The sequence below is a fragment of the Ammoniphilus soli genome (genome assembly GCF_040813775.1).
In genome coordinates this window covers 104,915-117,659 of record NZ_JBEGDL010000010.1, presented here as the reverse complement: position 1 = coordinate 117,659, position 12,745 = coordinate 104,915, and the positions used below count along the sequence as shown (strand labels likewise).

Below are 12,745 nucleotides of genomic sequence, written 5' to 3'. Positions count from 1 at the left end.
TTTTGAATGCCGGACCTTCTTCAACTAGCACAAAAAAAGCAGGCCCTTATCTAGGGACTGCTTATCCTTATGCCTTCTTTTTTCGTATGAGTCGACTTAAGCCTTCAGAGTACGCCACTGCCATTTCATAAGCCTTTTCTGCTAACAAGTAAGACTGCTCATAATCGGCATTTCTAAAAGCCTGTTCTGCTTCAGTCAGCAGTTCATTTACTTCTTTGACTGTACTTCGATAGCGATTGGATAGCTGAATCTTTTCCTCCGCTAGTCGACTGTACTTAAACACAGATCCTGCATATTCGACTAACTGAGAAATAAATTCACTAGCTAGTTTTACTAAATTATTAACCCTCTGAAGCTCAAGAGGAACTTCGTTCAATGACACTTCAATTTCAAAGAGGGACTTTTTACCTTCCTCTATCATTTCTACTAGTCTTAGAGGAACACCAGGAAGGTTTTCGCGTCGAATCTGCTGTTCTACACGGACAATTTCAGCATGCAGAGAAATGACTATGTCCTTCGCCTCAAACTCTCCCTTTCGCAGTTCTTCTAATTCTTCGTAAGCCTGATCCCTTAGGGTGATCAAGTCTTCAATTTCCTGCTGAACGGCGGCTAGCAAATCGGCGGCCTGAATGAGCTCCAGATCATTTCCCCCATCCATCTGCTTCGCAATAAAAAGCTGATCTGCCGCTTGCTTGCAAACTTTCTGCAGCTCGAGATAATAGCTGAAGATCGCACCTTCTTGCACTCGATATCGAAGTGACAATTCTTCCAATTCATCCTTTAACTGCTTTCTTTCTTGATCAAGGGTATATAAGATAGGAGGGATCTCTGTCATGTAGTGATCTACCATCCCTTTCTTCGTCACAAGCTCTTCCATTAGGTCGTAGACTGAATCGATCTGTTCTTTGACCTCGTTCACTTTTTCCGTCATTCCTTCGATTCTGCCTTCGTCTAACATGTGCCGTAACTGGGTCAGTTCGCTCCCGAGTTCCTCCAAATGATTATTAAATTGCTCCTGAGGGATTTGATAACCATGTGCCAGCATCTCCTGAATCCCTTCTTTGAGCTGAGAAATCTCTCGTTCAAGGGCTACTGCTACCTCTTGCTTCAATCTAGGGAATCGATCGACAGCGTTCAAGCTATCTATTAGAATCTGCTTTTTCTCTTTCAATTGATTCAGAAACAGGGTAGGCTCACTTTCAATTTCCTTTGGCATTGCTTCTAACCAATTTGCCACCTGCTCATGCTTCTCACGCAGCTCATAGAAGGTAAGGCCATAGTGCAACCTTGCCTCATCCAGCTTTCTTTCCACGAGTGTACACGTCTTCTTAATTTCGTCCAACAGCCTCGTGCATTCTTCTTCGGCAATTTTATTCTGGAACAGCTTACTTTGCAGTTGACCAATTTCATGATCGATATGGGCCAATAAATCCTTGGTTTGCTGAATTTGACGGGCTGCTTTATTAAAGCGGAAACGTTCGCACATGGATTCGGCCTCAAGCAAACTGAATTCAGCAGCGGGCAGCGAATCTTTACGGATTTTCTCCACTAGACTCGCACCCGGGTGTACTTTATCGTCAGCTTGGGACTCGTCCTCCGCTTTCAAGTTCTGCAGTTTTTCTTCAATGGCATCCATCCAAAGCTCAATTTCATCCATTTCTCTGTTGAGTTTTCGCCTTTGGATGTAGGCGTATATTCCTAGTGTAAGAATTCCAGCAAGTATCAGCAAAGTTGTGACTAACCAGGAGGAGCTGCCCCCTGACTCCTTTTCCTCTTGCGTTGCTGCCGTCCCGCTAGCCTGAGCCGGAGCAGAACCCTTTTGTACCGTTTCACTAAATTGTTGTACGACGGTCGATAGCCCGGTCATGTAGGATTTTTGTTTGACGTAAGGAGTAAAGAAGTGATCAGTAACATCTTGAATAGTTTCATCGCTTAAACCTTTAGATGAAAAGAATGAACCGGCTTTAACCCCAAGCTCTTCTTTCTGCTTGTTAAATACCAGCAGCATCTCATCTTGTCCCATGCCGTATTCCTCATAAAGCTGGGTTGCATATTCCTGTGTTGAAAGCTCTTCCGTTGATGGAATAATAACGATCTTGTATTTCTCTGGAAGCTTAACGATAATGTCCCCGAGTTGCTGGACCTGGGATGAATCCATGACATTGTCTTGGTCTTGCACTGCAGCATCTGTCTTTTCGGGAAATGTTTCTGCAGCTACGGCAGAGGTAAATAAAACGAAACTCGTATATAGAAGAATTAGAGATCTGCGCATTATGGAAACCATCGGTATTTCTCCTTAAATCAAAGTAAATAATTCATAATTAACACACACAATTGAGTTATCTCTTTATATTTCTTTTAACATAAAAAAAGTTCCTGCTTGACCAGAAACTTTTTCAACATATTTCTTCATTTTTTAATTGAGAAAGCCAAATTTTCGACAAATAGCTCACGTATTCCTCCCGATAATTGTCGTCCATAGGTTCAACATAAAATACTTCCCTAATAATCTGTGGATTAAAGTAAGGAAAGAATATACTGCTCATCATATGGATAATCTGCATATCCACGTCTAAGTCTTTCCGAAAGTGCCCAGTCTCAATTCCTCTTTCCAGATGAAAAGCAAAATAAGACTTTAACCTAGCGATATATGTACTCATGACTTCCCGTATAAGCATAGAATCCACGCTGAGTTCCCGTTGGATAATCCTAGTTACTTCCATGTTCTTGCTTTGATAGCGGACTACAATTTCCACGGCCGTCATCAGGTCGCCGAAGATATCTTCTTCGTAGGCTTGTCTGCTTTCCCCGTGTTCCATTTCTCGAAATAGCCTTTCAAAATATTCCACCATAATCCATTCTAAAACACCTTGTTTGTTTTTGAAATGATAGCTTACAAGTGCAGCGTTAACCTGTGCTGCCTCAGCAATCTCCCTTATGGAGGTTCCCCCAAAGCCTTGAACCGAGAAAAGTCCAATCGCGGCACGCACGATATGTGCCTTAGTACGGTTAGCCGTTTTACTCACGATGAAATCCCCCTTAATATATCACCAAATTATCCTCTATTGGAATAATGGATGCGGGACGTCTTTCTCTTTATATTTTATCACTCGATCTATGGCAATGTGAATCACCCAACCGAGAATCGACCAAAGGACCAGGTCCATAAATAAGAAGGTAAATAATGCTACAGCTGCTGCCGCCGAATAGGAATGCATCAGAGAAACGGCTGCACGATGAACCCTTTCATAGGTTTCATTCCTTAACCATTCGGACGGAAGCATCAGCAACAGTTTAGGGACGCCCAAAAAGATAAGGAACCCGGTCCAAGTAGTACCATAAATCAAGAATACATAAAATGCAACCACCATAATGAAAACGTTTTCTGTTCGGTATAGAATCCTTTCCAACTTTTTCACCTCCTTCTTCTATTTTATTCCATATCCCTACTAAAGGTACATAGGTTTTTTCTAGAAATTTCAAAAAAATTCTTCTTTAAATAATTCTATTAATTTGATATCTTTGAATTATACATACGCTCAACTGCAACTAGGGGGAAGTTCAATGAAGAAAAAGACCTTTTATCTCCTCTGCTTTTGTATTTGCATTTTTCTTCCCCTCTATATTTCCTCAGGGCTCTGTACGGTTAACAACCAATTTCACTATGGCTTCAACGAAGCCAAATCTATCCGAGTCATGACCTTTAACATTAGGGGAGCACGAAATGAAAAAGGAGAAGTTAATCTCTCAGCGGTCGCAGAACAGATCAAAAAGATGGACCCCGATATTATCGCTTTACAAGAAGTGGATTTTAGACTACCACGCTCTCATTTTCAAAACCAGACCAAAATTTTAGGTGAACTTCTTCAAATGAATTATTTATTTGTTCCTAATCAGAACTTTCTTATTGGTTCCTATGGAAATGCTATATTTAGCAAATTTCCGATCACTGACTTTGATCGGCATCTTCTCCCCAGCAGTATCGAAAACAGGGGCGTTTTACGCGCGCAAATCCATACGGGAACCCAGCCAATCGATGTATATGCCACCCATCTGGGGCTTAATTCGAAGGAAATTGCGAGACAAATCTCCTCTATAGCTACCACAATGTCTTTGAAGAATGGCCCTAAATTGCTCCTCGGGGATTTTAACTCGAAACCGGTTGAAATTGCCCTACAATCCATTCGATCCTTGTACATTGATCCAATTTATGAAAGGAAGATGGATATTGTGACCTATCAACACCATTCAAGGAAAACTCAGCTCGATTATATTTTCTATACAGATGATTTTCTTTTTGAAGACGCTTTCACAGAAGTGTCCCATATCTCCGATCACTATCCGCTTATGTACTCCTTGTTTTTCAATCTTCCCAATAAGTAAGAATATGTCAGTAACTAGAATAGCCCCCTATTGTAGGGGGCTTAACTGTATGGGGCTACGCGAAATTGGTTGCGTCCCTTTCTCTTGGCCTCGTAAAGGGCCATATCAGCCGCGTTGAACAAAGATTCGACGGTTTCTTCATGCTGATCATCTCTCCATGCGGCGATCCCAAGGGAAATCGTTACTTTTGGCTTAGTTTGCTGTTCAATCCGCAAGCGAATTCTTTCTGAGACTTCTACAGCTGTTTCCAGAGTTTGCCCCGGAAGATAAATCGCCAGCTCTTCCCCTCCCCACCTTGCAGCAATATCCGTCTTTCTTACACTGCTCCGCAGGATTTCAGAAACCTGGACCAAAATTTCATCTCCGACCTGGTGGCCATACGAATCATTCACTCTCTTGAAGTGGTCGATATCCATCAATATTAAGGCTCCCTGCTTATTCTGCTTTACAGATAGAGATACATGGTCATTGAGAAATTTTCGATTATATAAGTTTGTCAGGTTGTCGGTAATAACCATTCTTTCTACTTCGTTATGGAGGGAAGCATTTTTAATGGCCATATTCACATGCTGCGCAAGGATTTCCAGTAACTTAAAATCATCAAACGAGAAAGAGTTTGGCTTCTGATCGGATACAAAGATGGCACCTTCTACTTCAGACCCGCTAAATAGCGGTACACCGAGCAAAGAGCGATAAGGCCCCAAGAAAGAAGAGGGGGTCTCTTGCTGCTTATCGGAAACAATGACCGCTTCCTTCTGATGCAAGAGCTTTGCCAATTCTCCTTTTTTCCCTTCCACTTCCATGCCTTTCTGCTCCAGAACCGTGGAGGCGATAACCACAAAGCGTTCCTCCTGAGGGATTCGCTGAAGGATTACGCAATACTCCGCATGATAAGTCTCCATTAATTTGTCTAATACATATTGTAAAATATCTTTCAGGTTAAGGCTTTTATTCAACTGCCTAGCCATCCCGTTAATGAGAAGAAGCTCTCGTATCAACTTTTGTGATTGTTGATATAACTGAGCGTTTTCAAACGCGTTACCGGCGGTATCAGCAAGAATGGTAATATACTCAATATCCTTAGCCGTCATTTCCACCGGCTCATCTGCATACATCTCGAGAACCCCATAGATCCCTTGTTTTCCTCGCAGAGGAGCTGCTAAGGTAATGTTCCTGCCGTTCTGCCTGTCGTCTAGTTGACGAATCAACACCTTTCCTTCCATAAAAGCCTGCAAACTCACTTCCTGTTCTTCCATATTGTAGCTAAATGTTTTGAAGGGCATTGTAGTAGAAGGATCATGAGAGAGCCATAAATCAACTTTCATAGCAGGAAATAAGATTCGAATATTATTCACAATGGAATGCAAGACTTCATCTACATCGATCGAGGAATGAATTTTCTTGGTAATATGAAATAACGTTTCGTGCGTGCGCATCTGTTCCATATGCACTTCCAGCGCAACAAGTAGACCATTCAAAAAACTTGTAACATCTCCCTCGGAAAGCTGCCCTGCTGCTTTTGTTCCGATAAAAAAATCCTCACCCTCAATGCTATCGAAAAAAATGGATGCTAAGCTATAAGTTTTTCCTTGGCAATGAACGACTCGAAACCAAGGCTTTTGCTTGTCTAGTTCAAGCTCAACTGTAGTATCGGCAACAGGGAGAGCTCCGATGACTTTGCTGGAAACTAAAGAATGGTTTTCCCCTATGAGATAGATGGTCCCTAAGGAAGCTACGAAGCGCCGAGGAGAAATTTTCTCTGAAAATGTTTTAAACCCGTCAATAAGTAATTCTTTTTTGGAGAGTATGCTTTGTTCGATGCCTGTTGTTGAATAGATATCGAGATATGCATTCACAAGCTAGCCCCTCTTTTCCTTCCCTTTACTCATCCAGGTGGGTCGAATCGTTTATAGTATGGACAGTCCATTCCCCACTCTGGTAGGATATGTGATTAAACGAGGTATTACTCAGTTTCGTCTTGCCGGTACCATAGCTGCCATTGCTAAGCAATAGCAAAAGGCCATTGATCAAACCGCCATGGCTAACTACTGCGATATGGGAATCAGGGTAGGTTTGGGCAAGCTGTTTTAATTTCATCACTGCCCTCTCTTGCATGTCTTCCAAACTCTCAATACCGTACCTTCCCCCTACATGCTTTCCGGGTTCATAGTCAGGAAAGTTCTTTTTAATTTCTTCCAGATCCATTCCTTCCCACTTTCCAAAATTCCTTTCTCTAAATTCCTGGTATTGCACTAAAGGTATATTTTCATGATATCTGCTGACTTGTTCTGCCGTCTGTCGCGCTCGCACTAAGTCACTGCTGCAAATAAGCCTCAGGGGAAGACCGGCTAAACGCTTTGCCAACCGATTAGCTTGCTGTATTCCTAGTCCATTTAGCGGGATGTCAGTATGGCCCTGAATTTTCTTCAGGCGATTCCAGTCTGTTTCCCCATGACGAATCAAATAAAAATGGTTACCCAAGATAAAAAACCCCTTAATTCAGACATTTGTAATAATTATATGACATTCCCAGCCTGGTTTCACCCTGTTTGCGAAGATAAAATGTAACCAAGCTTTCACTTGTTCGTAAAATTGTCTAAACCATACAAAAGGTCAACTTGTGCTTGACATTCGTCTTGGAACGTTTATAATAATATTCATGTGTTTATAGTAGGGTAGCAATGATTTTAGGTAAAAACGGTAAACAACCCTCTTAGTTTATTCCCATAGGGACCGCGGCTGGTCTTCCCTGTGGAGCACACTGCGGAAACGCTACCGTCCGAATTGGGTGCCGATTAAAGAATAAACTAGCTTACCGGAAGCTAACACCTGATAATCTATAATAAAGGAGATATGAACAATGGCACGTTATACAGGACCTCGTCACAAACTTTCTCGCCGTCTAGGCATTTCCTTAGATGGTACTGGTAAGGATCTTAAGCGTAACTATCCTCCAGGACAACACGGACAAGCTCGTCGCAAGCTAAGCGAGTATGGTATCCAATTACAAGAAAAGCAAAAGCTTCGTCATATGTACGGAATGAATGAAAAGCCATTCCGCAAGCTGTTCTCCCAAGCAACAAAAATGCAAGGCGTTGCTGGTGCTAACTTCATGAGACTTTTGGAGTCCCGTTTGGATAACTTAGTTTATCGTTTAGGTTTCGCAGCGTCTCGTCCAGCTGCTCGTCAATTAACCGTTCATGGACACGTAACAGTTAATGGAAAGAAAGTAAACGTTCCTTCCTACCGTGTACAACCTGGCGATGTAATCGGACTTCGCGAAAAGAGCCAAAATCTTGAAATCGTGAAGGATGCTTTAAGTGCACGCACTTACCTTCCTAACTACTTGAGCTTCAACGATGCGACTCTAGAAGGTACTTATGTACGTCTTCCTGAGCGCGATGAGTTGACATCTGATATCAACGAAACTCTAATCGTCGAGTTCTATTCCCGTTAATAAAAAAAAGAATCAGGATATTCCTGATTCTTTTTTTTTACCTTAGCTCTATAGCGAGTTGGATTTAAGATAATTGGAGAAAGTCCGGTTATTTAAAAAAATGAGGGTGAATTCGATAAAATAACGGGAGAATGCTCCGCCTACTCCCAAAATATACTCGAAAAAACCTTATCTTATTGGACTTACCGGAGAAAATCCGCTTATTTTACTCTTTTTCTTTGAAAATAGATCAATAAGCGGATAATCTCCTGTTTTTGCAATGCCTGATCCTTATCCTAACAAAATCTTCGCGAATTTTCTTTTGCCCACTTGCACAATCATTCCATTTTCCACACTAATCTGCGCCTGTAAGTCTTCAACCTTTTCTTCGTTCACTTTGACTCCGCCCTGTTGAACCATTCGGCGGGCTTCACCTGTAGATGGGGTTAATCCGAGTTCGACTAATAGCTTTGCAATCCATATCTTCCCTTCTTCCAGAAGGTCTGCGGAAATGGACACTTCAGGGATGTCGGTCGGTAAAGCGCGCTGCTGGAATACCCGTTTGAAATTTTCCTCAGCTTCGTCAGCTGCCTCCGCACCATGGAACATAGCGACAAAACGTTTAGCAAGGTTCATTTTGGCGTCACGTGGGTGTACGGTTCCATCGTTAAGGCCTACTCGCAAACTCTCAAGATCCTCATTTGATATGTCGGTTACCAATTCATAATACTTGAGCATCAATTCATCGGGAACTGACATGGTTTTTCCATAAATCTCATTGGCAGGTTCGCCAATTCCAATATAGTTCCCTAAGCTCTTGCTCATTTTCTGGACGCCATCCAACCCTTCAAGGATTGGCATCATGATAGCCACTTGCTGTTCCTTGCCGTACTCCTTCTGCAATTGGCGTCCCATTAATAAATTGAACTTCTGGTCCGTCCCCCCAAGTTCAACGTCACTCTCGAGAGCAACCGAATCATAGCCTTGCATTAAGGGATAGAAGAACTCATGAATACTGATCGGAAGCCCTGTCTGGTACCGTTTAGAAAAGTCTTCTCTCTCCAACATCCTGGCAACCGTTACATTGGCCGCTAATCTAACGACATCGGCAAAATCCATTGGAGAAAGCCAAGTACTGTTATAATACACTTCGAGTTGGCTGACATCCATGACTTTAGCGAACTGCTCCACATAAGTTTGGGCATTGCGCTTTACATCTTCTTCCGTGAGCTGTTTACGGGTTTCTGATTTCCCAGTGGGATCCCCTATTCTTCCGGTAAAGTCGCCAATCAGCAATTGAATCGTATGCCCCAGCTCCTGAAATTGACGAAGCTTATGCAAAACGACGGTATGGCCGACATGGAGATCGGGAGCTGTCGGGTCAAGGCCCAGCTTGATTTTAAGGGGAGTTCCCGTAACAATCGACTTCTCCAGTTTTTTAACTAGTTCATCCCGGGGAACGATTTCAGCCACGCCTCGTTCAATTAGCGATAACTGTCTATCCAATTCCCCTTTTTGTTCTTCAGTTAATTCCCATTTTGTTTCTTCTGCCATTGTTCATATCACCCTTTCAGCTAAATAGAAAGCCTAGAACTGCCTGTTCTGATTAAAAAATAAAAAAACACCTCCTCCCCACTTAGGGACGAGATGTTTGCTCGCGGTACCACCCTAATTGAAGAACCTTGCGGTTCTTCCACTCTTCCTTAGGTAACTCCAGGGTGTAATTCTTCTCCATCTGTGGACCGGTTCGCACCAAACACCGGCTCTCTGAACCCATCAAATAGAAAATACTGAAAACCTTTCTTCATTACCATATATAAGTTCCTATAAATATGATTACCATAAAAATATGGCAAATGCAATGCAAATTCACCTTCAGTTGGATCTTATGCTATAATAAGGGCAGCATGGGGCAACATCTAGGGAGGAAATTTATGACCACGCAAAACGAAACCAAGGACAAGCCGCGGAAGGGGAGAACAGTCTGGCGAATCCTGTGGGGCATTACACAACTAACGATCCTGTTCGTATTTATGGGAGCCTTTTTTGCCGGAGGTGCTGCGGCCGGATATATTGCCTCTTTAGTAAAAGATGATCCTGTTCGTACATATGAGGATGTCAGTACTCAAGTTTTTTCCAATCATCTAACCGGATTTGCTTATTTTAACGACAAAGCCCTGATCGGTCAACTTCGTGCCGAGGAAGACCGTCGCCTAGTCAAAAAAGAAGAGGTCTCTCCGCATCTTATAAACGCAATTATCGCTACGGAAGATAGACACTTTTACGAGCATCGCGGAATTGATCCGAAAGCCATTGTCCGTGCTACACTGCAGGATATTATGGGAAGCCCCGTTCAGACGGGTGGTAGTACGTTGACACAGCAATTAGTAAAACAGACCATATTATCCCCAGAAGTTAGCCACGAGCGTAAAGCACGTGAAATCTTTCTTGCCCTTCGCGTAGAACGCATGTTTTCGAAGGATCAAATTCTAGAAGCCTATATGAATGAGATGTATTTTGGCTATAGTGCCAATAAATCGAACATTTATGGTGTACAAGCGGCAGCGAGGGGAATTTTTGGTATAGATGCCAAAGATCTTAACATTCCTCAATCGGCTTATATTGCGGGAATGCTCCAAGCTCCATCAAGATATATTCCTTTTGAGCAATATAATCCAACTGGCCTAGAAGCTGGAACAAAAAGACAAAAATTAGTCCTAAGCCACATGCTAGAGAATGGCTACATTACCCAACAACAATATAATGAGGCACTCGCCTACGACATTAAAGCGAATTTGGCTCAACCGAGAGAACGAGCTTATCGCCAGTATCCCTTCCTCATGATGGAAATTGAGGAACGTGCTGCAAAAGTGTTAGTAGACCAGGATTTAGCCAATGATCCAACCAAAAATAAAGAGGATTTAACGAGAGAGGAATATCGTGAATTACTGGATAGGAAGCGTGGAGATATTCTAAGAGGCGGCTATCATATCTATACCACAATTGATAAAAAAATCATCGAAATGATGGACTCTATCGCTAAGAATCCAGATAACTTTGGACCGAATCGGACGTATAAGGCCCGCTTCGGATCTGAATATAAAGAAGTCAAGGATGCCTTAGAGGAAGTCGGCGCCACCCTGATTGACAATAAAACCGGAGCAATTCTCGGATTTGCGGGCGGGCGAAATTTTGAGGTTTCACAAGTGAATCATACGATGCGTCCTCGACAACCTGGGTCGGCCATGAAGCCTCTTGCAGCTTATGCTCCAGCTTTTGAATTAGGCATATTGCAGCCTGGTTCCGTCATCGATGATGCTCCAATTGCTCTCGAAAATGGTGCAGGTAATCCACCGCATTATCCTGCAAACTGGAATAATAAGTTTCATGGTTTGATTTCTGTTCGAGAAGCTTTAAGACAATCTTATAACATTCCAGCAATTAAGGCTTACCTAAACGTTGGAATTCCCGAAGCTTTAAGCTATGTAGAAAAGATGGGGGTTACCACACTAGTCACACCGAAGGATAATCCGCGGACGAATGACTATCAAGCAAAAACAGGAGTTATTGGAGGTTTGACACAAGGTTTGACCGTTGAGGAAATCACCAATGCCTACTCTGTTTTTCCTAATCAAGGGTCTTTCCTTGATGCTTACCTTATTGAAAAAATAGAAAACTCGGATGGAGAAACTATTTTTGAACATTCGATAAAACCTCAAACCGTATTTTCTGAACAAACAGCATATCTGACTACGGACATTATGAGAACAGTCGTCCAACGTGGTACAGGATCCGCGCTTCAAAAGCTGGTAAAAGGCAACCGTGATTTCGCAGGAAAAACAGGAACGACTAACGATGATGTCGATTCTTGGTTCGTCGGGTATACGCCGGAGGTAACCCTAGGCGTCTGGATTGGCTATGACATTCCATACAAGCTTCCAAAATCACAGCCTGCCAGGTCCACCATCGTATGGGCAAAATTTATGAATGGACTCTTCGAGCTATATCCTGAACGCTATCCGGAAAATTCCAAGTTTACCCAGCCGGAAGGTATTGTTCGCCAAACGATCTGCAGTAAATCTGGTTTACTTCCTACAGAGCTCTGTCGTGAGACGGGAGCTGTCGTTACGGAAATCTTCAATCGGAAATTTGTACCAACTGAAACAGATAATCTTCATTTTAAAGCACGGGTAATCCCTTATAACGGAAGTTTTTACCTTGCAAAAGCGGAAACACCAGATGACATGGTAAAGACAAGAATTGGAATTAAGTCACCGGATCGATTAGATCTTCCGAATAATCCTGATAAGTACAACATTTCATTTAAGCCTTTAGATTGGGATAAGCGCTTGCCTGATCGCGAAGACCCGCGTGTAGATGATGGTAATGTACCTGCTCCTCCTCAAGGAACATCTAGTCAAAGCGGCAAGCTCACCTGGACGGCAAATTCTGAAGCTGATATTGTCGGATATCGAGTTTATCGCTCCACAATAGGTTCGGCTTTCGAGAAAGTAGGAGTAGTGCTGCAACCGCATGACAAATCTTTTCCGTTAAGTCAGCAAGGAGTTTATTATGTTACAGCGGTTGATGTAACAGGGAACGAATCCGGTCCGTCGCAAGCTATTGCGAATGATAGCTTGTTGCCATCAGATTCTGGCTCATCATCAGATGAGGACGAAACCAATGCTGGGCCTGATTCTTCCACTCCATTGGATGATATTCTTCCTTTGGACCCAACTCAGTCATCAAATTCGGGCACATCTAATAATAAGCCTAAAAACCAGAATGGCGGAATTGACATTCCGTTAACCCCTCCTCTTCCAAATAATTAAAACTTACTTTAAAGGTAAACAAAAGAGAGCTTTGCCACACTGGCAAAGCTCTCTTTTTATGTATGTAGCCTTTAAAATAAGAGAATACTACTTA

9 protein-coding genes and 1 other annotated feature are annotated in these 12,745 nt (G+C 42.6%); of the genes, 3 read left to right on the top strand and 6 right to left on the bottom strand.

Annotated features, from left to right (window positions below; all coding sequences use genetic code 11):
- Nucleotides 1–67: 67 nt before the first annotated feature.
- From ABLT31_RS19475 to ABLT31_RS19465, 3 genes are all read right to left on the bottom strand, one after another.
- Nucleotides 68–2,284: a septation ring formation regulator EzrA gene (locus tag ABLT31_RS19475; protein ID WP_367754701.1), complete on the bottom strand. Its 2,217-nt coding sequence runs from the start codon at nt 2,282–2,284 to the stop codon at nt 68–70.
- Between the two features lie 112 nt (nt 2,285–2,396).
- The gene (gene refZ, locus ABLT31_RS19470; RefSeq protein WP_367754699.1) at nt 2,397–3,026 is read right to left on the bottom strand and encodes a forespore capture DNA-binding protein RefZ; all 630 of its coding nucleotides are present in this window, start codon (nt 3,024–3,026) and stop codon (nt 2,397–2,399) included.
- 36 nt (nt 3,027–3,062) lie between these two features.
- Nucleotides 3,063–3,410: a DUF4260 family protein gene (locus ABLT31_RS19465; RefSeq protein ID WP_367754697.1), complete on the bottom strand. Its 348-nt coding sequence runs from the start codon at nt 3,408–3,410 to the stop codon at nt 3,063–3,065.
- Between the two features lie 154 nt (nt 3,411–3,564).
- On the opposite strand from ABLT31_RS19465, the gene ABLT31_RS19460 reads away from it, so the two are divergent.
- A complete protein-coding gene (locus tag ABLT31_RS19460) occupies nt 3,565–4,383 on the top strand; it encodes an endonuclease/exonuclease/phosphatase family protein (RefSeq protein ID WP_367754695.1) in 819 nt (272 codons plus the stop codon).
- Between the two features lie 41 nt (nt 4,384–4,424).
- Here the strand turns inward: ABLT31_RS19460 and ABLT31_RS19455 are convergent, their stop codons facing one another.
- Both ABLT31_RS19455 and ABLT31_RS19450 read right to left on the bottom strand, forming a co-directional pair.
- Entirely contained in the window at nt 4,425–6,239 is a 1,815-nt protein-coding gene (locus ABLT31_RS19455; protein ID WP_367754693.1) for a sensor domain-containing diguanylate cyclase, read from the bottom strand.
- Nucleotides 6,240–6,264: 25 nt separating this feature from the next.
- Nucleotides 6,265–6,864 (bottom strand): histidine phosphatase family protein, encoded by a 600-nt coding sequence (locus ABLT31_RS19450; protein WP_367754691.1) that lies wholly within the window; start codon nt 6,862–6,864, stop codon nt 6,265–6,267.
- A 379-nt stretch (nt 6,865–7,243) separates the two neighbouring features.
- Here ABLT31_RS19450 and rpsD point away from each other — a divergent pair, with 379 nt between their 5' ends.
- Nucleotides 7,244–7,840 carry a 30S ribosomal protein S4 gene (gene rpsD / locus ABLT31_RS19445; protein WP_367754689.1) on the top strand — a complete coding sequence of 199 codons (597 nt, stop codon included), beginning with the start codon at nt 7,244–7,246 and terminating at the stop codon, nt 7,838–7,840.
- A 270-nt stretch (nt 7,841–8,110) separates the two neighbouring features.
- On the opposite strand, the gene tyrS is transcribed toward rpsD, so the two are convergent.
- The gene (gene tyrS, locus ABLT31_RS19440) at nt 8,111–9,373 is read right to left on the bottom strand and encodes a tyrosine--tRNA ligase (RefSeq protein ID WP_367754687.1); all 1,263 of its coding nucleotides are present in this window, start codon (nt 9,371–9,373) and stop codon (nt 8,111–8,113) included.
- 81 nt (nt 9,374–9,454) lie between these two features.
- Nucleotides 9,455–9,633: a binding site (T-box leader), on the bottom strand.
- A 120-nt stretch (nt 9,634–9,753) separates the two neighbouring features.
- On the opposite strand from tyrS, the gene ABLT31_RS19435 reads away from it, so the two are divergent.
- Nucleotides 9,754–12,651 carry a transglycosylase domain-containing protein gene (locus ABLT31_RS19435; RefSeq protein WP_367754685.1) on the top strand — a complete coding sequence of 966 codons (2,898 nt, stop codon included), beginning with the start codon at nt 9,754–9,756 and terminating at the stop codon, nt 12,649–12,651.
- Nucleotides 12,652–12,745: the final 94 nt, after the last annotated feature.